Raw genomic sequence first — 25257 nt, forward strand, 5'->3', positions numbered from 1 at the left:
TAAGTCGTATACTAAAATTTGAATACAAATAATCAAATCATTGATAAATTTTTTGCCTACGATTAATGGAGGGACTTGAATGGTGTTAATTACCTATCAAATTATTTTATTTTTAATTATCAGTCTAAGTTATTATTTAACTTTAAATCATTTCATGGCAGTCACTGTAGGTAACTTCACTTCAATATTCGGCATGTTCGCAGCCATACTCTTTATGTACTACTACCTACTCTATAAAAGTCCCGAATACAATCAACGCAAACGATTTAAACATTTCATTCATATCACTAATTTGATAATAATTGCTTTTAGCACCTTCATATTAGTTCATTTAGCATTAAAATTATTCTTCAGCATTTAATTGCTATACTATGAAAAAAGCAAAGCTCAAATCTGAACTTTGCTTTAATTTGTCACGCCTTTATCATTTTCAAAATAGCCTCTATGCCAGTTTTACAAACTTGTATCAACAATTTTTCATCAAGCAACTGAATCACATCAAAAACTTCAATTGTTTACGTTGCAACTTACTTTATATTAGAACGCACACAATATCTAATGTTTAAAATCTATCGTCGCAAGATGCTTCCTGTAATTATCAAGTGCCATTTTCGATTGGGTTATACAATCTAGAATCGCATGATAATTTAATGCTACAAATCGATAGTACAATATATCTACCGTGAATAACTGTGCAAATAATGACGTTGTAGCCGCCATACGCATTTCATTTTCATCAGTTCTGCCATAAATCAATGCATAGTCTGCAATTTGAGCCACTGGATTATTAGCTGTACTAGATATAGTTATGATGGGAATACTGTAATGTGTGGCCACCTGTGCAATTGACTGCAATTCACTATGACTACCTTGATTCGTCACAAAAATCATGCAATCTCTATCATCATGCGTCGCAAATGTTGACACAAGTAAATGCGTTTCATGTAATAACCTGACATTTAAGCCAATACGAGATAACTTTTGAAAAAGATCACCAATAGTCAAACTCGATGCGCCAAATCCAAATAAAAATATTGTCCTGGCATTTTTCAACACATCACAAATTGCATCAATTTGCGCATCCATAATATTAGTAGCTACAAATCGCATCGTATTCGTTGCTCTAGCAATCATTTTATTTTTCAAAGTTTCTACAGATTCATTTTCAATCAATTCCAAATGTGGATTGGTTGCAATATCTTCGGGTAAGTATCGAGATATCGCAATCTTTAGCTCTTGAAAACCTTGATGTGTCATTTTCCGACTAAATCTAACAATTGATGCTGTACTAACATTCGTAACATCTGCCAAATCATTCACAGTCATATCAATGATTTTATGTGGATTCTTTAAAATGTAATCAGCGATTATCTTTTCTGTCTTCGTAAAATCACTCAACTGCTTATCAATGCGATATAAAATATTTGTCATCATTAATCACCCAACAAATCTGTCTGTCGCATCGCCTTTGTCGTTCCAAATAAATATGTACAAACGAATCCACCAGCATACGCAGCAAGTAATCCTGCAATATAACCTAAATACATATTATCTGAGATTAATGGTAATAGTGACACACCACTTGGGCCTATTGCTTTAGCACCAATATGTCCAATTCCACCTATTACAGCGCCACCAATACCACCGCCAATACAAGCAGTTAAGAAAGGTCGACCTAATGGCAAAGTCACACCATAGATTAATGGTTCTCCAATACCTAGGAAACCAACTGGCAATGCACCTTTTAAAGTATTACGTAATGTTGTGTTGCGTTTACATCTTACCCAAAGTGCTAATGCGGCACCTACTTGTCCAGCACCAGCCATCGCTGCTATTGGCAATAAGTAAGTAGCACCAGATTGGTTAATCATTTCTATATGAATTGGCGTAAAAATATGATGAAGTCCTAACATAACTAACGGTAGGAAGCTTGCACCAATGATAAATCCACTAAATACGCCACCAATACTAATAATTCCGTTAACTACTGAAACTAAACTGTCTGAAACAAAACCTGCTAATGGCATAAAGATAAAGATAGTTAATAGTCCTACAATCAACAATGCAATAGTCGGCGTTACAATAATATCAATCGCATTTGGCACAATTTTATGCAATCTCTTTTCGACAATACTTAAAATCCAAACGGCAAAAATAACGCCAATAATCCCACCTTGTCCAGGTTGCAATGGTTCTCCAGTGAAGACATTCATTAAAATATTTTTACCAGCAATACCCGTTAATAACGTTGTACCACCAATCACGCCACCAAGTCCTGGTGTCGCACCAAATTCTTTAGCCGCATTAATACCAGTGAAAATAGCTAAGTATGCTAACATACCGTCTTTAATGACATTAAATACTGTTATAAGTTGCGTAATCCAAGCACCTGAAATATAGCCTGCCACCATTAAGTTACTCAGTACTGCTGCAATACCACCAATTAATCCAGCTCCAATAAATGCAGGAATCAACGGTATAAAGATATTGGCAATTGATTTCAATACTTTATTCAACTTACCATTCTTTTGTTTTGCTTTATGTGCTTCTTTATTCGCCTTTGCTTTATCAGCTGCATATGATTTATAGTCCATTTTTTCACTATCATTGTGATTGTGTGGTATTGGGTCACCTAGTTTAACACCACTTAATTCCGCCATATGATTAGCCACTTTATTGACTGTACCAGGTCCAACCACAACTTGAATGCGTTCATCGTGTATAACACCCATGACACCATCAATGTGCCTTAGTTCTTGGTCATCTACTTTATTTTCATCTAATACTTTAATACGCACACGTGTCATACAGTTCATGACACTATCTATATTATCCATACCACCTACTGCAGCAATAATTCGTTCTGCAAGTTGTTGTTCTTTGGTCATTTAAATCCCTCCTAAGGTTGTCTATCTCTGATTGCTCGTTTAACAATGTCACCATTGTTTAATAACCGTCTTGTTGCTTCTTCCTTAGAAATGCCACACATACCCATAACTGTCGCAACTTTCACATCATGCTCAGATACCTGATATAACGCCATTGCTTCATCATATGTGATAGCACATATTTCTTGAATAATACGCACTGAACGGTCGATCAGTTTTTGATTGGTTGCTTTAACATCAATCATGAGGTTATCGTAAACTTTTCCGACACCAACCATTGTGATGGTTGAAATCATATTTAAAATTAATTTTTGTGCTGTACCAGACTTTAAACGCGTTGAACCAGTTAATACTTCTGGACCAACTTTAACTTCTACTGGATACTGCGCAATTTCACTTATAACTGCATGTTCATTGCATGAAATAGATACTGTTGTAGCACCGATTGTGTTAGCAAATGTTAAACCGCCTATAACATATGGCGTTTTGCCACTCGCGGCAATTCCTATAACGACATCTTTTGATGTTAAATCTATATTTTTCAAATCTTCTTCCGCTAATTTTTTGTGATCTTCCGCACCTTCTACAGCCATTGTCATAGCATGTTGTCCACCAGCAATAATACCTATAATTTCATGAGGGTCAGTATTGAATGTAGGTACACACTCCGCTGCATCTAAGACACCCAATCTTCCACTTGTACCTGCACCGATATAGATCAATCGTCCACCCTTTTTATACTGTGCAATTGTTTTTTTAATTACTTTTGTCAATTGTGGTATTGCCTTTTGAACTGCTAACGGGACTTGCTGATCTTCTTTATTCATCGTAATTAAAGCCTCTTCCACAGTCATTTCATCAAGATGCATCGTCGCTTCATTACGCGCTTCGGTCGTACTATTTTCCATCACTTCTTACACTCCCTAGTTTTTTGAAAATAAAATGTATCATTCGGCTCGATACAACTTAACAGTGGTAAGTCTTCTTTAATAATTTGTGCAACAACATTCACATTGTCATGTGCACTAAGCGTTTGTCTCACAATTTGCATTTCACCTTGATAACGACCGTTATTCAAATTATCAACGGTTACCGAACCAATGCGTCGTTGCGTTGTAAACTGTGGTTGAATCGAATGTGGACATATTTGTCTTGACGTTTCCGAACGAATGACATTTTCCGGATTATCCGGACGTACTTTATGACACATATCGAAAAGGTAAGTCACTGTCGTATCAAACACTTCTTCAATACATAACGTGAAATGCCTATGCTTGCAAAAATCTATAAGTTGTTTTGCCTGCCTCATTTCAATCAATGAGTCTCCAACTAACACTTCAGATACACCAGTTTCTTGTAATAATTTAGCTGCAACGACAGGATGACTATGTCTCGTTGCTTCAATTGTTGGCAAGCCTTTATGCAAAGGACCTCGCAAACCACTCCCTACAATAAAACCATATATTTGTGCCTTTGGATTAAATTGATAAATGAGTTCATTTTTCTTATTGACCAAGTCAACAGATAATCCCGTATCTGGTCTTGGATAATAGTTATGACAAAATGAAAGTAATGTAAAATCATTCAATTGTTGATGTAAGCTTGTTAACAATTCCCGGGAAATAATACTTGCATTCAAACAGCACTTTAAACCCTGTGCCATTATCGCTTCGATTGTCTCAATTGATGTACTATGATCGATACGAATCATAAATTGTGCATCATATTGTCGAAGATGCTCATAAAAAGATGGTGTTAAAATAGATGGATTAGCATCTATGAGGTAAGTCACTTGTTCATGTTTTAATAAATTGAGTAGTTTTGTGAAATAATGATATTTTGTCTCGTCATCTTCTTCTGGTATTTGTAAAGATGTAAAAATCATTTGGTAACCTTGTTTAATCATTCGCTTAATATACGCTTCATCTAAAGGTTGTCCTAAATACACTGAAAAGCCTGTCAAAGTAGCCCTCCTTAACAATATAATTATTAGGAAAATATAGTTGAGTTGTGTAATCGCTTACATTTTACTATAAGAGAAAACACATTACAATATTAATCAGTTGAAGCCTGTTCATTGTAATAATCTTACATATTTCTGTCACAAGTTAATTATTATACCATCAAAGATTATCCTTTTCTTTTAAGTGCTGATAATAGCTGCTACTGCTGGATTATTACAACAACTTTTATACATTTTATTCAGGATTATCTTATATTATGTTTTAATAATAATCTGTGAAAAATTAAGAGATTTGAAAGTGAATTTAATAATTGTATTGAAAACGCATACTTCACCATGCTAAAATAGGAGTCGCAAACAAATAAGATTCAATAAGATGTGATGGTAAGCTAGATAAACTAACGTATCAGTTTTATATGCTACTTAGTCAATTGCTTCTTTTACATTAATTACATACACCAACGTGTTACTAAGTAAGATTAGGCATGAGTTAAATTAAGCTGTGATGGTTACCAACACAGTCTATTTGCTCGTGTCTTTTTTATTGAATCTTAAATAATAAATACAACTTTGGAGGTTGGACAAGTGAGGAAGAAACTTTTCGGTCAATTGCAACGTATTGGTAAGGCACTAATGTTACCTGTTGCGATTTTACCAGCAGCGGGTCTGTTATTAGCTATCGGTACAGCTATACAAGGCGAAGCATTACAACACTACTTGCCTTTTATACAAAATGGTGGCGTTCAAAATGTCGCTAAATTAATGACAGCTGCCGGTAGTATTATTTTTGAAAACTTACCTATGATTTTCGCATTAGGTGTCGCAATCGGATTAGCTGGCGGTGATGGCGTAGCAGCTATCGCAGCATTTGTCGGTTACATAATCATGAACAAAACAATGGGTGACTTTTTACAAGTTACACCTAAAAATGTTACTGATCCAGCGAGTGGTTACGCTAGCATTTTAGGTATCCCAACATTACAAACAGGTGTGTTCGGCGGTATTATTATCGGGGCCCTGGCAGCTTGGTGTTATAACAAGTTCTATAACATTAACTTACCATCTTATTTAGGTTTCTTCGCTGGTAAGCGTTTCGTACCTATTATGATGGCTACAACATCATTTATTTTAGCATTCCCAATGGCATTAATCTGGCCAACAATCCAAACAGGATTAAATGCATTCAGTACAGGATTATTAGACTCAAATACTGGTGTTGCCGTATTCTTATTTGGTTTTATTAAGCGTTTATTAATTCCATTCGGTCTACATCACATTTTCCACGCACCGTTCTGGTTCGAGTTTGGTTCATGGAAAAATGCAGCTGGTGAAATTATTCACGGTGACCAACGTATCTTTATCGAACAAATTCGTGAAGGCGCACATTTGACAGCTGGTAAATTCATGCAAGGTGAATTCCCAGTTATGATGTTCGGTTTACCTGCAGCAGCTTTAGCAATTTATCACTCAGCTAAACCTGAAAACAAGAAAGTAGTAGCAGGTTTAATGGGTTCTGCTGCTTTAACATCATTCTTAACTGGTATTACAGAACCTTTAGAATTCTCATTCTTATTCGTAGCACCATTATTATTCTTTATTCACGCAGTACTTGATGGTTTATCATTCTTAACATTGTACTTATTGGATGTTCATCTAGGTTATACATTCTCAGGTGGTTTCATCGACTACGTTTTACTTGGCGTACTACCTAATAAGACACAATGGTGGTTAGTTATTCCTGTAGGTCTTGTATACGCAGTCATTTACTACTTCGTATTCCGATTCTTAATTGTAAAATTAAAATACAAAACACCAGGTCGTGAAGATAAGCAATCACAAGCTGTTACTGCTTCAGCAACTGAATTACCATATGCAGTATTAGAAGCTATGGGTGGCAAAGCAAACATTAAACATTTAGACGCTTGTATCACACGTCTACGTGTTGAAGTTAACGACAAATCTAAAGTTGATGTTCCTGGTTTGAAAGATTTAGGCGCATCTGGTGTATTAGAAGTCGGCAATAATATGCAAGCAATTTTTGGTCCTAAATCTGACCAAATCAAACATGAAATGCAACAGATTATGAATGGTCAAGTAGTAGAAAACCCTACTACTATGGAAGATGATAAAGACGAAACTGTTGTTGTTGCAGAAGATAAATCTGCAACAAGCGAATTGAGCCATATCGTTCATGCACCATTAACTGGTGAAGTAACACCATTATCAGAAGTGCCTGATCAAGTGTTCAGCGAAAAAATGATGGGTGACGGTATCGCTATCAAACCTTCACAAGGTGAAGTTCGTGCACCATTCAACGGTAAAGTACAAATGATTTTCCCAACAAAACATGCAATTGGTCTTGTATCAGATAGTGGTTTAGAACTATTAATCCACATCGGTTTAGACACTGTTAAATTAAACGGAGAAGGCTTTACTTTACATGTTGAGGAAGGTCAAGAAGTTAAACAAGGTGATTTATTAATCAACTTTGATTTAGACTACATCCGCAATCATGCAAAGAGTGATATTACGCCTATTATCGTTACACAAGGAAACATTACAAACCTTGATTTTAAACAAGGTGAACATGGCAACATTTCATTTGGCGATCAATTATTTGAAGCTAAATAATGCTTACTATAAACAGGTGCGTATACCTTCATAAGGTGACGCGCCTGTTTTTTCATTGCTATTGTGTTTTGCAGCATCATTGATAGTTCGCTCTCCCCTTAAATTTTGAATTTTAAGATCATCAATTAAATCCCCCTTCATACTCATTTCCTAAAAAATATTAATTGTTCACTATTGTTAGCGTTTTCACAACAAAGTCAACTTCCTTGACCTTACACTATATTCGAGGCTATCATTTTAAGTGTAAATATAGAGAAAAGGTGGTTTTTTTATGAAACAACGCATTGGAGCTTACTTAATTGACGCTATTCATCGAGCAGGCGTCGATAAAATTTTTGGTGTTCCTGGTGATTTTAATCTCGCTTTTCTAGACGATATTATCAGTAATCCCAATGTAGATTGGGTAGGAAATACAAATGAATTAAACGCAAGTTACGCAGCGGACGGTTATGCCCGTCTTAATGGACTCGCTGCATTAGTTACTACATTTGGTGTTGGCGAATTAAGTGCCGTCAACGGTATCGCAGGTTCGTATGCTGAGCGCATACCTGTCATTGCGATTACAGGTGCGCCGACACGTGCTGTTGAACAAGCCGGTAAATATGTACATCACTCACTTGGTGAAGGTACATTTGACGACTACCGAAAAATGTTTGCACATATAACCGTTGCACAAGGTTATATCACACCTGAAAATGCAACAACCGAAATACCACGTTTAATTAATACAGCAATCGCCGAAAGACGCCCAGTTCATTTACATTTACCAATCGATGTCGCAATCTCTGAAATTGAAATACCGACACCATTCGAAGTAACGGCAGCCAAAGATACTGATGCGTCAACATATATAGAGTTATTAGCATCTAAATTGCATCAATCGAAGCAGCCTATCATCATTACTGGACATGAAATTAACAGTTTTCACCTCCATCAAGAATTAGAAGATTTTGTAAATCAAACACAGATACCAGTAGCACAACTTTCATTAGGAAAAGGTGCTTTTAATGAGGAAAATCCATATTATATGGGTATTTACGATGGGAAAATTGCCGAAGATAAAATACGAGATTATGTGGACAATAGCGATTTAATTTTAAATATTGGAGCTAAACTAACAGATTCAGCAACAGCAGGATTTTCATACCAATTCAATATCGATGATGTCGTTATGTTAAATCATCACAATATCAAAATTGATGATGTTACAAATGATGAAATATCTCTACCTTCATTACTACAACAATTGACCGATATATCATATACGAATAACGCATCGTTCCCTGCTTATCATCGTCCAACATCACCCGATTATACTGTTGGCACAGAACTATTAACACAACAAACTTATTTTAAAATGATGCAAAATTTCTTAAAACCAAATGATGTCATTATTGCTGATCAAGGTACATCATTCTTTGGTGCTTATGATTTAGCATTATACAAAAACAATACTTTTATAGGGCAACCGTTATGGGGTTCTATCGGCTATACATTACCTGCAACATTAGGTTCACAATTAGCAGACAAAGATCGTCGTAACTTATTGTTACTTGGCGATGGTTCATTGCAACTAACTGTTCAAGCTATTTCAACTATGATTAGACAGCATATTAAACCGGTATTATTTGTGATTAATAATGACGGCTATACGGTAGAACGACTTATTCACGGCATGTATGAACCTTATAATGAAATTCACATGTGGGATTATAAAGCTTTACCAGCTGTATTTGGTGGTAAAAATGTTGAAATTCATGACGTTGAATCATCAAAAGATTTACAAGACACGTTTAATGCAATTAATGGTCATCCCGATGTGATGCATTTTGTCGAAGTCAAAATGTCTGTCGAAGATGCACCAAAGAAACTGATCGATATCGCTAAAGCTTTTTCGCAACAAAATAAATAATTTCATCTTATACAGGGTATAAGCTTTAACAGATATATTATTAAATGAAAAGGACTCTGATATAAGATGATTAATTTTAATAAAACCGCTTTAGTGTTAATCGATCTGCAAGAAGGTATTCTTAAAATGGATTATGCCCCATATACAGCTGAAAATGTCGTTCAAAACGCTAACAAGTTAATTGAAGCTTTTAGAAAAAACAATGGTTTTATCGTATTCGTTCGCGTGAAATTCTATGATGGTAAAGATGCATTGAAACCAAATTCGATGGTATCATTACCACCAAAAGAAGGCGGCGACTACAGTCGTTTCCATCATTTATTAGACAAGAGAGATGGCGATTTTGTCATAGACAAACGACAATTTAGTGCATTTGTAGGAACGGATTTAGACTTACAGTTGAGACGTCGAGGAATTGATACGCTTGTTCTTGGCGGTGTAGCAACACATGTTGGTGTAGATACGACAGCACGAGACGCCTATCAATTAAACTACGATCAGTATTTTGTTACTGACATGATGAGCGCTCAAAACGAAACGCTACATCAATTCCCAATAGATAATTTATTCCCTATAATGGGGCAAACAGTAACCACAAGCGACTTACTAAATATATTGAACTAAGCATACACTTACCCCCTTCGATCATGTTGAAGGGGGTATCTTTATTTTACAAAGTATTAATACGTCGAGTTGTCTAACCTTCTATATTTAACATATTCTATATCTGTTAAACCGTTCTTAACCTACGCCATTACTACACAAAAAACAGTATTTATTCCGGAATTTTCAAAAAATTTAGTATTTATTACAAAATTATGTATCACTTTAGGTTTAATTTTTGATATTATCTTAATTAAGTAGATTTTTATAAGTTCTAAAAAGGAGAACAAATACATATATGAAGAAGAAACTAACACTTAAAGAAAACATGTTTATAGGTTCTATGCTATTTGGTTTATTCTTTGGTGCCGGCAATCTTATCTTCCCAATACACTTGGGTCAAGCTGCTGGTTCTAACGTTTTTATCGCTAACTTAGGATTTTTAATTACAGCAATTGGCTTACCATTTCTAGGTATCATTGCTATTGGCATTTCAAAGACATCTGGTTTATTTGAAATTGCATCGCGTGTTAATAAAACATATGCTTACATTTTCACGATTGCCTTATATCTAGTTATCGGACCATTTTTCGCCTTACCTAGACTGGCAACTACATCATTTGAAATTGCATTTTCGCCATTTTTATCACCAAAGCAAATCACTTTATATTTATTTATTTTTAGCTTCGTCTTCTTTGTGATTGCATGGTTTTTTGCGAGAAAGCCATCAAGAATTTTAGAATATATCGGTAAATTTTTAAATCCGGTATTCTTAGTATTATTAGCAATTATTTTATTATTTGCTTTTATCCATCCATTAGGTGGCATTTCTGATGCACCTATTAGTAAACAATATCAATCAAACGCCTTATTTAACGGCTTTTTAGATGGATACAATACCTTAGATGCGCTAGCGTCTTTAGCATTTGGTATCATCATTGTAGCAACGATTAAAAAGTTAGGTATCGAAAATCCAACTGATATCGCTAAAGAAACAATTAAGTCTGGTACTATCAGTATCATTATGATGGGTATCATTTATACCCTACTAGCAATCATGGGTACATTAAGTATTGGTCATTTCAAACTTAGTGAAAATGGTGGTATTGCCTTAGCGCAAATTACGCAATACTACTTAGGTAACTACGGTATCGTCTTGTTATCACTCATAGTTATGGTTGCTTGTTTAAAAACAGCTATCGGTTTAATTACGGCATTTTCAGAAACATTTGAACACCTTTTCCCTAAAATGAATTACCTAGCGATTGCAACAGTTGTGAGCTTTATCTCATTCTTATTCGCGAATGTTGGCTTAACTAAAATTATTATGTACTCAGTCCCAGTGTTAATGTTCTTATATCCATTAGCAATTGCCTTGATTGTACTAACATTATTTAGTAGCAAATTCCATCATTCAAAAATTATTTATCAATGTACCATTTTCTTTACAATGATTGCTGCATTAGTAGATGGATTAAAAGCTAGTCCAGAGTTCATTTCAAGCACATCATTCTCACAAACTTTGATTAATTTCAGCCAAAAATATTTACCATTATCAGACATTGGTATGGGCTGGGTTGTTCTCAGTTTGATTGGTTTCATTATCGGCTTCATTATTTATAAAATTAAGCATCGTAAAATTCCACAAGCATAATACTATGCCACAGTCATATGTTAAACATATGCTTGTGGCATTTTTTATTCATACTACATTAAACTGCACTCGTATACATACATATTAATGATTATCCACGAAAAATATTAGTACTTTCATTTTACGAATCACATTAATACATACACAACTTTATCTTTATATTATTAAATTTACATTTGACACTTATATTGAACAACTGTAATATATTAATATTAATTCTTTAAATTGTATAAATATAAAGGAGGGAGACCGATGAATTCAATCATTGAATTAACTGATTATTATAGTTCTAATAATTATGCACCACTTAAGCTTGTAATTACTAAAGGTAAAGGTGTCAAAGTTTGGGATACTGATGGCAAACAATATATAGATTGCATTTCGGGTTTTTCAGTTGCAAACCAAGGCCATTGTCATCCAACAATTGTTAAAGCGATGACAGAACAAGCTTCAAAGTTGTCTATCATTTCACGTGTCCTTTATAGTGACAATCTCGGGAAATGGGAAGAAAAAATTTGTCATCTTGCTAAGAAAGACAAAGTACTCCCCCTTAACTCTGGTACTGAAGCTGTTGAAGCAGCCATTAAAATTGCTAGAAAATGGGGCTCTGAAGTTAAAGGCATTACTGACGGACAAGTTGAAATCATCGCTATGAATAACAATTTTCACGGTCGTACACTTGGCTCATTATCACTATCTAACCACGACGCATATAAAGCAGGATTTCACCCCCTACTTCAAGGCACTACAACAGTAGATTTTGGAGACATTGAACAATTAACACAAGCTATTTCACCGAATACAGCAGCAATTATTTTGGAACCAATTCAAGGTGAAGGTGGCGTTAATATACCACCGAAAGGATATATTCAAGCTGTGCGTCAACTATGTGATAAACATCAAATATTATTGATTGCAGATGAAATTCAAGTTGGTCTTGGTAGAACTGGGAAATGGTTTGCTATGGAATGGGAGCAAGTTGTTCCAGACATTTATATTTTAGGTAAGGCATTGGGTGGCGGCTTATACCCTGTATCTGCTGTACTTGCAAATAATGATGTCATGCGTGTTCTAACACCAGGTACACATGGTTCAACATTTGGTGGTAACCCTTTAGCCATTGCAATATCGACGGCAGCGCTTGATGTACTTAAAGATGAACATCTGGTTGAACGATCAGAACGCTTAGGTTCAATTTTATTAAAAGAATTACTACAACTTAAACATCCAAGCATTAAGGAAATTAGAGGTCGTGGTTTATTTATAGGCATCGAACTTAACACAGATGCCGCACCTTTTGTGGATCAACTGATTCAACGTGGAATCTTATGCAAAGACACGCATCGTACTATCATTCGATTGTCACCACCTCTAGTTATTGATAAAGAGGAAATCAATCAAATTGTTGCAGCTTTTCAAGACGTTTTTAAAAATTAACAATTAATCATTTATATATGATATAGGAGGGATTCATGATGATTAAAGTAGGTATCGTTGGCGGTAGCGGTTATGGCGCAATTGAATTAATTCGATTATTACAAACACATCCTCATGTAACGATTGCACACATCTACTCACATTCAAAAGTAGATGAACCGTTGAAATTAACATTTCCACATTTACAACATATTATGCAACATTTCGAAGCACTTACAGTGGACAATAATGACTGTGATGTAATTTTCTTTGCGACACCAGCACCCGTAAGTAAAACATGTATCCCTCCCTTAGTAGAAAAAGGTATTCATGTTATCGATTTATCTGGCGCATTTAGAATTAAGAATCGTGAAATATATGAAACATATTACAAAGAAACTGCTGCAGCACAAGATGATTTGAATCATGCTATTTACAGCATTTCAGAATGGCAATCTTTAGATAGCAATGGAACGAAACTCATTTCTAACCCTGGCTGTTTCCCTACAGCAACGTTATTAGCATTACATCCACTTATTAGCGAAAAAATTGTAGATTTGTCATCTATTATTATTGATGCTAAGACCGGCGTGTCAGGTGCTGGTCGTTCATTATCACAACGTGTTCATTTTTCAGAAATGAATGAAAATCTAAGCGCTTATGCAATCGGAAACCATAAACACAAACCGGAAATCGAGCAATATTTATCTATCATTGCGGGTCAAGATGTATCAGTCATATTTACACCACATCTCGTACCAATGACACGAGGTATTTTATCAACAATATATGTCAAATTATCATCTGAATATACGACTGAATCATTACATAAATTAATGACCTCTTATTATGCTAATCAGCCATTTGTCAGAATTAGAGATATTGGGACTTTTCCAACCACAAAAGAAGTACTCGGTAGTAACTACTGCGATATCGGTATCTATGTAGATGAAACAACGCAAACAGCAATTTTAGTATCAGTGATTGATAACCTTGTCAAAGGGGCAAGTGGTCAAGCCATTCAAAACTTAAATATATTATATGATTTTGAAGTTACGACTGGCCTAAAACAATCACCAGTTTATCCATAAGGGGTGTTAGAATGAAACATCAAGAAACGACATCACAACAACATAACTTTTCAATTATTAAACATGGCGATATCAGTACACCTCAAGGCTTCACGGCCGGTGGTATGCACATCGGTTTACGCGCTAACAAAAAAGACTTTGGCTGGATTTACTCATCGTCTTTAGCAAGTTCAGCTGCCGTATATACTTTAAACCAATTTAAAGCTGCACCACTTATTGTCACTGAAGACACTTTACAAAAGTCTAAAGGGAAATTACAAGCACTTGTTGTTAATTCAGCTAATGCAAATTCTTGCACAGGTCAGCAAGGTATCGATGATGCACAACAAACTCAAACATGGGTTGCTCAACAACTTCAGATACTATCTGAGCATGTTGCTGTTGCTTCAACTGGTGTTATTGGAGAATATTTGCCAATGGATAAAATTAAAACTGGTACAGAACATATTAATGATGCTAATTTTGCAACGCCAGGTGCTTTTAACGAGGCAATTTTAACAACTGATACATGTACAAAGCATATCGCTGTATCACTAAATATTGATGGTAAAACTATTACAATTGGTGGCAGTGCTAAAGGATCAGGTATGATTCACCCAAATATGGCTACCATGCTTGCTTTTATAACAACCGATGCATCAATTGAATCGAATACACTTCATCAATTATTAAAATCTTCGACTGACCATACATTTAATATGATTACTGTTGATGGCGATACAAGTACAAATGACATGGTATTAGTCATGGCAAATCAGCAAGTTGAACACCAAATACTTAATCAAGACCATCCACAATGGGAAATATTTGTTGATGCATTCAATTTTGTCTGTACATTTTTAGCTAAAGCTATAGCCAGAGATGGCGAAGGCGCAACAAAGTTAATCAGTGTCAATGTTTCAGGCGCTAAATCAATATCAGACGCAAGAAAAATCGGTAAAACTATCGTAAGTTCAAATCTAGTAAAATCAGCTATTTTTGGCGAAGATGCCAATTTTGGTCGAATCATTACAGCTATTGGCTATAGCGGATGTGAAATTGATCCTAACTGCACATATGTTCAACTGAACCAAATACCTGTCGTGGATAAAGGTATGGCTGTACTATTTAATGAGCAAGCTATGTCGAATACATTAACTCATGAAAATGTCACAATTGACGTTCAGCTTGGTTTAGGTAACGCTGTAGCGACTGCATACGGTTGTGATTTATCCTATGATTATGTGCGTATTAACGCATCATATCGAACATAAGGTGGTGTTGGTTAGATGAAATTTATTGTCATTAAAATTGGTGGCAGTACACTAAGTGACATGCATCCATCAATTATTAACAACATTAAGCATTTACGATCAAACAACATCTACCCCATTATCGTTCATGGCGGTGGCCCATTTATTAATGAAGCATTATCAAACCAGCAAATCGAGCCACACTTTGTTAATGGCCTAAGAGTGACTGATAAAGCAACCATGACTATTACTAAACACACGCTCATTGCAGACGTTAACACTGCATTAGTAGCTCAATTTAACCAGCGCCAATGTTCTGCAATAGGCTTATGTGGTTTGGATGCTCAATTATTTGAAATTAAACGTTTTGATCAACAATATGGATATGTCGGGGTTCCAACCACTTTAAATATAGACTCATTGTCTTATTTATGTACTAAATTTGTACCTATCATCAATTCGATTGGTTTCAATAACCATGATGGAGAATTTTACAACATAAATGCAGACACACTCGCCTATTTTATTGCATCATCATTAGAAGCACCCATTTATGTACTAAGTAATATTGCTGGCGTGCTAATCAACGATGTTGTTATACCTCAACTACCCTTAGCCGATATTAATCAGTATATTGAGCATGGTGATATTTATGGAGGTATGATTCCCAAAGTGCTTGATGCTAAAAATGCTATTAAAAATGGCTGTCCTAAAGTTATCATTGCATCAGGAAACAAGCCAAATATTATCGAAGCTATTTACAATAATGATTTTGTTGGGACAACGATACTAAAATCATCAGTATGACTTTGAATGTGACCACTCAATCTTGTATTTTTCGGCTTCGAAACATAGTTGTACCTAATTTGTTTAATGATTATGCAGCGTCACCTTTTCACCTGTCTCATTTCACAAAAGAAATCTCAGAATATAGTATGATACAATATGAGATGAAAAACACTATTAGTGATTTTCAAATTTGTAACTTGAAATATTTTATATTTTAAAAGTTTTTCATTGTGATTATTTTCACAAAATACTATAATGAGGATAGAAAAAAGAGAGGGGTCCTTAAGTTGACGAAACGACAAATGATAATATTCATTTATGCCGGAATCATTGGTGGCTTGTTGTCTGGAATTGTAAAATTAGGTTGGGAGGTCATGTTTCCACCTCGTACACCAGAACGAAATGCAACAAACCCACCTCAAGAGTTATTGCAACAATTAGGATTTAGTAGTGAGTTTACGCATCAAACATATACATTTTCAAATATGGAATTGCCTTGGGTAAGCTTTATTGTCCACTTTAGTTTTTCTATCGTCATTGCAATTATTTATTGCATATTAGTTAAAAAATACGCTTACTTAGCAATGGGACAAGGTGCTGTTTTTGGTATTGTAATATGGGTGTTATTCCACCTTATCATTATGCCGATTATGCATACTGTACCTGCTGTGTGGGATCAACCATTCCAAGAGCACATATCAGAATTATTTGGACATGTCGTCTGGATGATGACAATTGAATTAGTGCGACAACATTTTGTCTATCGCTATAAATTAAATTAATACATTGACTAACATTAACGTGAGTTTTAAATCATCGTTTGAGTATGATGATTGATACTCACGTTATTTTATTAACTGACATGATATGATTCCAGCCAACTTACGTGAGCATTAAAGTCTCAAATGCGTCGTAACAAGCCATTATTTTTGGCAATTTCAATATTGCTCAGTATATTTTCACCTTATCACTTACTTTAATCTCGTCATGATTTTGAATGATGCCATCGTGTATTCACCTTTCATTTTTCCAATAAAAAAAACATCTAACAGTAAACATTTAGGCAGTATATTTTAAAATCACTGCGCAATGATACTGTCAGACGTCATATTAACTACTCAATAACTGAAATACAGACACTTTTTTATAACCCCAGGGTGCTTGTCCTAAGAAACATACCTGTACCATAAACTGATCAAAAATAAATTGTTTGAACTTCACTTCACGTGATTGATAAAAGTGTGATTGCGTCATATCATAAATGTCCAATCCTTTGATTAAACCTTCACCAATCAATTTTGTAAAACTTTCTTTTTGTGTCCATATTTGATAAAAATCATTTAAACTACATATTTGATGTGCTTCGTTTGTAGAGAAACACGTCACTAATGTACGCCAGTCTAAACGTTGTGATATCTTTTCGATATCAATACCAACTGGTTCTTTATCGACAACACACACGATATAAGGATAACTATATGATAAGCTCACATAGATGGGCTGTCCATCACGATTGTGTTGAACTATATCTGCCTTACCTCGTGGCGAAATGTGATAATGCCATTCATGTGGTAATAACCCTGTGTCATGTTGAATTCCATATTGCACTAAAATATCTCCCAATCTGTGCATGAGTTTATCTTGATTGTATCTATAGTTGACTGTACGCGGTTTTTTATATGACCAACGACTTTGTGATATTAATTCTTCAATACTTTTCAAGTTACTCTGTAATTGCATTACAAATACTGTCATAACTTTCCCTACTTACTTATTGAATATTGTTTTGATATATTGCGCCCAATGATACAGCCAATTGTTAGTTATCGTTGGCCATTTTTCACTGATGTGATTCATTATTTTTAATGTTAATTTTGTATCTATCATTGCTAGTTGTTGTTCACGGTCAACACTAGTTAATCCAATTGTTTCGTACATGTCTTGTTTCTGTAAAATTTCATTAAATGATTCATCGCTGACGAGTTCAATTTCTTTGCGCTTAACGCATTCTAACAAAGATTTCACCGGCATTTTATTAGGTGATAGCACATGGTAAATGATTTGTGGTGTGTTGACCTGTGCTAATGCGACAATTTGTCTGGCAGTCGTATCCACAAAAGAAAAATCTACAGGCATTTCAGCGAGGCTAACCCCGATACAATTCAGTTGTAACAAATCATTCATTACCATTGAAAAACGGTTAGTCTTTATATTTCTCATATGCCATCTCCCATTGTAAGGACTCGTCAAATTACCAACACGTACAATCCGACCATCTAAGCCATTATTTACAGCTTCTAATACTTTTAATTCACTATAAAATTTACTCCGTGTATATGGTGATGTTAGTAGTTGTCCTTTATAGACATCTGCTTCTGAAAATGTCACATCTTCTGTGTCTATATCAAAATAAGTTCCCACACTTATCGTAGACACATATATTAACCTTGCATGATGTTGTAGTGCCAAACGTATGACATCAACAGTACCTTGAACATTTACTTTTTCAAATTCATCATCATCACCAAAATGATCTGTACGAGCACCTGCATGAATAATCGTATCCATGTTTTCTGGTAAAACAACATCATCCATACACTCAAAATCACCAACAATGACTTCAATGTTTGATAACATCATTTCAACCGTCTCTTCTGAAAAATAATCATTTAAATTCGTCATCAACTTATACCATGCTATTTCCTCATTATCAGCACGTACGAAACAATAAATGCGATGACTGTATCCTTGTAGTGCTTCAATCAGATAAGCACCTAAAAACCCTGTAGCACCAGTCAATAGTGTATTTCCTAGAGGTCGATGACTTAGACTATCCTCTAAAATACCCAAATTATAACGAGTCATAACTATGTTTTGTAATTCCGAAAGATTATCCGGTAATGCAACTAATGATTGTTGATTTTGGTGCATATAATTAACAATCTGTCGCACGGTTTTATATTGATATAATGTCTGCATTGAAATATGATGGCCAAATCGTTTTAAATGCGAGACAACTAACATCGCCTCTAATGAGTTACCACCAAGTTCAAAGAAATCATCGTCAACACCGACATCATTTTGTTTCAATACCTCTCCGAATACATCAACAAATGTCTGCTCAATTTCATTAGATGGTTCGCTATACACTTTATTAGACTGTTGTATAGGTGATGGATTTGGCAAACGCGTAGTATCCACCTTGTCATTCGTGGTTAATGGCATACAATCGATATGCGTTATAGTCTTAGGAATCATATACTTAGGCAGATGATCATTTAAATATTGCTTCAAATCCTGCTCCATTCGTTGCTCTCCAACATAATAAGCATTCAATATATCATGCGTATCAAAGTGACTTACTGTGACAACACAATCAGATATACCACGAATAGCTAATATTGCATTTTCAATTTCATCAAGTTCAATACGGTACCCGTTAACTTTCACTTGTTTATCTATTCTTCCTAAAAATTCAATTTGACCATCAGATGTATAACGTGCTAAATCACCACTATGATACAACTTTCCTTTACCAAATGGATTATTTTGCCATTTATCAGCCATTAATTCTGAACGATTAATATATCCTATCGCTAAACTATCACCTGCAATACACAACTCGCCTGGCATACCAATACCGCATAACAAACCATCTGACATAATATACACTTGGATGTTAGATAAGGGTTTGCCAATTGGAATCGTCTCAGGTATCAAATCACCACATTGATGTGACCAATACGATGTGATGACTGTTGACTCAGATGGTCCATAGGCATTGAAATACGTGCCACAATGCTTCTCAATATATTTAACAAAGTTTGCCGTACTAGTTGCCCCGCCTGTAATCAATTTTTCAATATAAAAGTCTTCCATAACACTACACATCTGTAATGGAATCGATGCCACCGTAACACGATGCTTATTAATGAGTTGTTGTAACTGTGTTGGATTAACACGTTCCTCTCTATCCGGAATCACAAGCGTATGACCATTTAACAAACAACAATAAATCTCCATAACTGATGCATCAAAAACAATATTTGCATGTTGCAAAAATACTTCATTGTCGCCTAATTGCAATTCAGTTGACCATGCATGCACTAAATTCAACAAATTTCGTTGTCGTATGGCAACCCCTTTAGGCATCCCAGTCGTACCAGATGTGTAAATAGCATACATCTCATTATCTAACATCGCTGTGTTTTCAAGTTGATCGCCATGTAAATCATCATATTGATCATTTTCCTTTGATTCAACAAAACCTTTAGCATTTTCCAATTGAATGACTGGTAATGTCGTTTCAATTTCAATGCCGTAAGACATGACTGCAGTTACTTTAGCATCCTCCAAAATTGCACCTTGTCGTTTTTTCGGAAAATCAATATCGATAGGTATATAAGATGCACCTACTTTAACTGTCGCCAACATCGCCGCAATCATTTCAAAACTACGTTCTGTAAACAAGGCAACCCGTTGACCATTGCCCACACCATTTGATAGGAGTATGTGCGCAATGGCATCCACATAGTTGCGTAATGTTTCATATGTCATTGTCAAATCATTCATGACTAGCGCAACATGATTACCTTGTCGTGAGACAACTTCATTAAAGTAACTTATGATAGATTTATTTCCCGGGACATTAAGCATTCGATCGTTAACATGCGTATTGACCCAATTTAGAAGTTCCTCCGTGCCATTTGGTATATCGCAAATTTGTAGTGTATCTTGATGCTTCAAAATATAATCAATCATAATCATACATTGATTACCCATGTGACGAACTGTTTCTGAGTGATATAAATCGGTATTATACTCGATATTGATTGTATAGTCATCGCGATCTTCTTCAATGATGAAAGATAAATCAAATTTCGCCGTCACCGATTTGGGTTGAATGTGTGTTAATTTACTATGCCCAAAATGAGCATGATTCGTTTCATTGTTTTGTAGTACTAACATGACATCAAATAATGGATTCCGTGAGGCATCATGTGATTGATCTAAGTCATTTACTAAGCATTCGAATGGGTATTCTTGATGCTCGTATGCCTCCAAACTCATTTCCTTAACTTCTTGTAAAAACTGTGTCCACATTTTATCAGGTGACGGTTGCCCTCTATATACCAACGTATTAGCAAACATGCCTAGCATTTGCTCCGCGCCTTTATGCATACGCGCACTCATTACACTACCGACAACAACATCATCTTTTCGAGCATATCTGCTTAACAACGTCATGACCACACTCATAAAGAACATAAAATCAGTAATTTGATGCTTTTCTACATATTTTTGAAGTAGCTGTCTCGTTTGTTGATTCATTGTAAATGACATCATTGCTCCATTTGTCGTTTTAATATTTGGTCTAACATAGTCTGTCGGTAAGCTTAAAATAGGTACTTCATCTTTGAATTGAGATAACCAATATTGTCTATGTTTCGTCATATCACGATGCGACATCCACTCACTATAGTCTTTATATTGCAATTTAAGTGGTAACAATAATTTATGTTGATAAAGTGCGTTAAGATCATTCATTAATTGTATATTACTCATACCGTCATTAATGATATGATGTGTATCTATAAACAGGTATGCATGTAATGGACTTCTAATGTATCTCACTCTAATTTGACTTGGCTTTTCCAAATTAAAAGGTGCCACAAATTGGCGCATGATTTCTTGTTCATCCGTAAAATGCGTGTTAACTTCTTCAAAGTCAGCTACAACATCTGCCACAATACGTTGTCGAACCTCATCATCTACAACAATATATTGTGTTCGTAGAATCTCATGTCGCGCTATCAAATGCTGAACTGCTTGTCGCAATTGAGCTACATTAAGTTCTGATGATAACCGCCATAAAAAAGGTACGTTATACACCGTATCTTTATGGTTTGATTTCCATAATAAATACATACGCTTTTGTGCAGAGCTCAACACATAATCATCTTTAACTATAGCTTCAGGAATCACTTCATAGTTTTGTTCTTGAACCTTAGCAATTGCTTGTGCTAGTTCAAATACAGTTGGCTTTTGTAATAAATCACCAATTTGTAATCGTTTCCCAGTAGATGCCTCTATCCGATTCACCACTAACGTTGCTTTTAATGAATGGCCGCCTAATTCAAAGAAATTATCATGAATACCTACTTGATTCACATGTAAAATATCTGCAAAAATTTGGCATAGCAAGTGTTCGGTATCTGTACTCGGTGCTACATAGGCATCCGTATCGACATAGTCCATGATAGGCAATGCCTTCTTATCTAATTTCCCATTAATAGTAATAGGAATTTGCTCAATATGCATAAAATTAACTGGTATCATGTACTCCGGTAAGGTCATACGTAATTGTGATTTAATCTTATTATGTGATAATGTATGCATCGCTTCATAATAAGCAACGATATACTGATCTTGATCATGATTTTGAACAGTAACAACAGCTTTATTAATACCTTGTATACGCTCGAGCGCATGCTCAATCTCTGACAACTCAATCCTAAACCCTCGAATCTTAACTTGTTTGTCCTTTCGATATAAATAATCTATGTTGCCATCGGGTAACAGACGAACGATATCACCACTTCTATACATCAGCTGATTTATATTTGAATCTTTGATAAATTTATCTGCTGTCAATTCTGGCTGATTTAAATAACCTGCAGCTAACCCAAAGCCACTTGTACATAATTCTCCAGGAATACCAACGCCACAGCGACGCTCGCCATGCATGATATAAACATGAGTACCAAGAATCGTTTTACCAATAGGAATACGATTTGGAACTTTGTTAGGTATATTATACGTCGTTGTAAATGTTGTATTTTCAGTTGGTCCATAACCATTAATAATTTGAGGATGCTTAGGTCTTTGATTAAGCAAATCTACCCACTTAGCATTCAATACTTCTCCACCAATTAATAAATACTTTAACGGTACCAATACTTCTATTCGTTCACTAGCAATCTGATTAAATAATGAGGAGGTTAACCACATAGTATTAACGTCATTTTCATTGATTAATTGTTCTAACACTATTGGATTTAATAATTGTTCTTTTTTAGCAACAATCAGCTTTCCACCATTGAGCAATGCACCATATATTTCAAATGTTGCAGCATCAAAGGCTATAGTTCCTGATAACAAAATCGTCGTCTCTTCATTTAATGGTACATAATGATTTTGATGGACCAAGCGAACAATACCTCGGTGCGGAATTAGTGTTCCTTTAGGGTTACCAGTTGTCCCCGACGTGTAAATAACATAAGCATGATCTTCTAACGTGTTACATTTAGAAAGATTATCAATATTTTTCCACGCTATCTTGTTCAAATCAATGTGATTAATATTTTGTTTACCATTTTCATATAAAGCTTGGTACGTTATTACAACTTTAGGCGTTGCATCTTTTAAAATGTACGCCTGACGATCACTTGGATAGTTCGTATCAATTGGCACGTAAGCCCCACCAGCTTTCAACACACCTATCATCGCTATTATCATCTCAATACTTTTTTCAGCTATGACAGCGACACGATCATTAGGTTCAACACCGTACTGGTTTCTCAAACGGTGTGCTAAATCATTCGCGCGTGCATTCAATGTTTGATATGTTATAAACACTCCGTCAAATTGCACAGCGATATGATTCGGCGTTGCTTCAACTTGTTGCTCAAATAAGGTAACAACTGTTTGCGCATCATCTAAATCAGGCAAACTTAAATTGATATCGTCATATAATTGAATATCACGTTCTGTCATCAAATTAAGTTCATCTACAGTTGTTCGTTTATTTCCATTTTCTTCAGTAATTTGCAAATAAATATTACGAACTAAGTCACTCAGCGTCTCGATTGAGAGCAAATCATATGCTGCACTGTTATATATAATTTTGAACCCGTGTTGATATGGAAAAATTTCAATATCCGCTAAAGATGTATGTGCATCATGTATTTGATGTACATCCTCAATAACATCATTACAACAAGACATCATTTGATGATAACAATGAAAAATAGTCTCTAATGAAAGCGAAGACTTCGCGCACTGTAATTGCGACATATTTTGCAACACACATTTATTAAAATCTGTTGTAAAACGTTGACATACATCTTTTGCATCGATTGTTAACGTTAAGGGCACAATATTTCCGTGCAAATCATTTGGTAAATGTGATGGTACATGTATTCCTAATGTGACATCATGTTGTTGACTCATTATATGGTTAGCTAAATACACACTAACAGCCAACGATGCCATATCTATTGATGTCATATCATCAATCAAATACGTTTGATATAAAGCTTGCTCAAATGGATGCTTAATTGGTAAATAACTATCAATATGGATGTCAGAGTTATTCTCTAACCGAAAGTAGTTTGAGTCTAATGCTATATGCGATGCATCTTGATTGTCTTTATCATCATTTCTATTTAAATGTGCATGCTGTCGAGTATTGTTAATAACAGTATTGCCACGATATGCATTGCATAAATCATCAAGAAAAATATCAATTTGACTATCATCGAAAATAGACACATGAAAATCTAATAGTATATATGCAGCATCAGCGAACTGAAACAATTTAAATTTGAATAAAGGTGAATCATTAAAATGGTAAGTACTTAATTCTTGCTTAAAAAAAGCTTCTAAATCATAGTTTGCGGAAGAAGATGGAACTTGTTTTATCTCAATAAAAGGCAGAAATTCATGAAGTATCATTGTTAAATTGTCATCGGTAGTAACATCAAAAAAATGTCTTATAGATGCATGTTGTTGCACAATTGTCGATAATGCATACATCATTTTAGTAGCTTCAACATTTTTAGCGAGTTTAACCCAATACGCATTACGGTGTGTCGTTGATTCTGTATTATTTTTGTATATACGAAAATATTCCTGTTGAAATCTCAAATTACCCATAATCATAAAAAGTCCTTCTTTCATATCATAATACTCATTACTTACTGAAATTGCATGATGATATGATAACCGACGAAATGTTAATTAACTCGTTATGTAATGATTAATATAAAACACCATTCGCAACATATAAGCGATATA

At 35.0% G+C, this 25257-nt stretch carries 17 protein-coding genes; 10 read left to right on the plus strand and 7 right to left on the minus strand.

The annotated features are described in order from the left end of the window. The first annotated feature begins 79 nt into the window (after positions 1–79). Complete coding sequence (locus IDG45_RS03180; RefSeq protein WP_031927695.1) at positions 80–361, plus strand: hypothetical protein; 282 nt, start codon at positions 80–82, stop codon at positions 359–361. Between the two features lie 194 nt (positions 362–555). On the opposite strand, the gene rpiRb is transcribed toward IDG45_RS03180, so the two are convergent. From rpiRb to mupG, 4 genes are read right to left on the minus strand one after another with little or no spacing between them, the layout of a single operon-like run. Then, positions 556–1431, minus strand: coding sequence for a pentose phosphate pathway transcriptional regulator RpiRB (gene rpiRb / locus IDG45_RS03185; protein ID WP_000181832.1), 876 nt, complete (start codon positions 1429–1431; stop codon positions 556–558). 2 nt (positions 1432–1433) lie between these two features. Beyond that, positions 1434–2888 carry a PTS transporter subunit EIIC gene (locus tag IDG45_RS03190; protein WP_000159755.1) on the minus strand — a complete coding sequence of 485 codons (1455 nt, stop codon included), beginning with the start codon at positions 2886–2888 and terminating at the stop codon, positions 1434–1436. 11 nt (positions 2889–2899) lie between these two features. Then, positions 2900–3796 carry an N-acetylmuramic acid 6-phosphate etherase gene (gene murQ, locus IDG45_RS03195; protein WP_000432007.1) on the minus strand — a complete coding sequence of 299 codons (897 nt, stop codon included), beginning with the start codon at positions 3794–3796 and terminating at the stop codon, positions 2900–2902. After that, the gene (gene mupG / locus IDG45_RS03200; RefSeq protein ID WP_206171553.1) at positions 3796–4851 is read right to left on the minus strand and encodes a 6-phospho-N-acetylmuramidase; all 1056 of its coding nucleotides are present in this window, start codon (positions 4849–4851) and stop codon (positions 3796–3798) included. The genes murQ and mupG overlap by 1 nt, the downstream gene beginning before the upstream one ends. 585 nt (positions 4852–5436) lie before the next feature. On the opposite strand from mupG, the gene ptsG reads away from it, so the two are divergent. Further along, on the plus strand, positions 5437–7482 hold the full coding sequence (ptsG, locus tag IDG45_RS03205) for a glucose-specific PTS transporter subunit IIBC (protein ID WP_001227713.1): 2046 nt from the start codon (positions 5437–5439) through the stop codon (positions 7480–7482). On the opposite strand, the gene IDG45_RS03210 is transcribed toward ptsG, so the two are convergent. Continuing rightward, positions 7461–7562 (minus strand): hypothetical protein, encoded by a 102-nt coding sequence (locus tag IDG45_RS03210; protein ID WP_000979527.1) that lies wholly within the window; start codon positions 7560–7562, stop codon positions 7461–7463. The two genes, ptsG and IDG45_RS03210, sit on opposite strands and share 22 nt — an antisense overlap. Positions 7563–7753: 191 nt before the next feature. Here IDG45_RS03210 and IDG45_RS03215 point away from each other — a divergent pair, with 191 nt between their 5' ends. The 8 genes from IDG45_RS03215 (at position 7754) to IDG45_RS03250 (ending at position 16961) form a co-directional block, all read left to right on the plus strand. Then, entirely contained in the window at positions 7754–9394 is a 1641-nt protein-coding gene (locus IDG45_RS03215; RefSeq protein ID WP_000813543.1) for an alpha-keto acid decarboxylase family protein, read from the plus strand. A gap of 66 nt (positions 9395–9460) precedes the next feature. After that, positions 9461–10018 carry an isochorismatase family protein gene (locus tag IDG45_RS03220; RefSeq protein WP_031927697.1) on the plus strand — a complete coding sequence of 186 codons (558 nt, stop codon included), beginning with the start codon at positions 9461–9463 and terminating at the stop codon, positions 10016–10018. A gap of 277 nt (positions 10019–10295) precedes the next feature. Then, complete coding sequence (brnQ1, locus tag IDG45_RS03225; protein ID WP_000728238.1) at positions 10296–11651, plus strand: branched-chain amino acid transport system II carrier protein BrnQ1; 1356 nt, start codon at positions 10296–10298, stop codon at positions 11649–11651. A gap of 252 nt (positions 11652–11903) precedes the next feature. Further along, positions 11904–13088, plus strand: a complete 1185-nt coding sequence (rocD, locus tag IDG45_RS03230) for an ornithine--oxo-acid transaminase (RefSeq protein ID WP_001084448.1) — start codon at positions 11904–11906, stop codon at positions 13086–13088. A 38-nt stretch (positions 13089–13126) separates the two neighbouring features. Next, a complete protein-coding gene (argC, locus tag IDG45_RS03235; protein ID WP_000598499.1) occupies positions 13127–14158 on the plus strand; it encodes an N-acetyl-gamma-glutamyl-phosphate reductase in 1032 nt (343 codons plus the stop codon). A gap of 11 nt (positions 14159–14169) precedes the next feature. Beyond that, positions 14170–15411: a bifunctional glutamate N-acetyltransferase/amino-acid acetyltransferase ArgJ gene (gene argJ, locus IDG45_RS03240; RefSeq protein WP_000682594.1), complete on the plus strand. Its 1242-nt coding sequence runs from the start codon at positions 14170–14172 to the stop codon at positions 15409–15411. 15 nt (positions 15412–15426) lie between these two features. Further along, the gene (gene argB / locus IDG45_RS03245) at positions 15427–16197 is read left to right on the plus strand and encodes an acetylglutamate kinase (RefSeq protein WP_000668897.1); all 771 of its coding nucleotides are present in this window, start codon (positions 15427–15429) and stop codon (positions 16195–16197) included. A gap of 284 nt (positions 16198–16481) precedes the next feature. Next, positions 16482–16961, plus strand: coding sequence for a YagU family protein (locus IDG45_RS03250; protein ID WP_072357661.1), 480 nt, complete (start codon positions 16482–16484; stop codon positions 16959–16961). Positions 16962–17289: 328 nt separating this feature from the next. Here IDG45_RS03250 and ausB read toward each other — a convergent pair whose 3' ends face one another. Together ausB and ausA are read right to left on the minus strand one after the other, a co-directional pair. Further along, entirely contained in the window at positions 17290–17934 is a 645-nt protein-coding gene (ausB, locus tag IDG45_RS03255; protein ID WP_000215724.1) for an aureusimine biosynthesis 4'-phosphopantetheinyl transferase AusB, read from the minus strand. Positions 17935–17946: 12 nt separating this feature from the next. Continuing rightward, a complete protein-coding gene (gene ausA, locus IDG45_RS03260) occupies positions 17947–25122 on the minus strand; it encodes an aureusimine non-ribosomal peptide synthetase AusA (protein WP_111063711.1) in 7176 nt (2391 codons plus the stop codon). Positions 25123–25257 lie beyond the last annotated feature (135 nt).

It is taken from the genome of Staphylococcus sp. EG-SA-10, assembly GCF_017151945.1.
Classification (GTDB): Bacteria; Bacillota; Bacilli; order Staphylococcales; family Staphylococcaceae; genus Staphylococcus; species Staphylococcus aureus.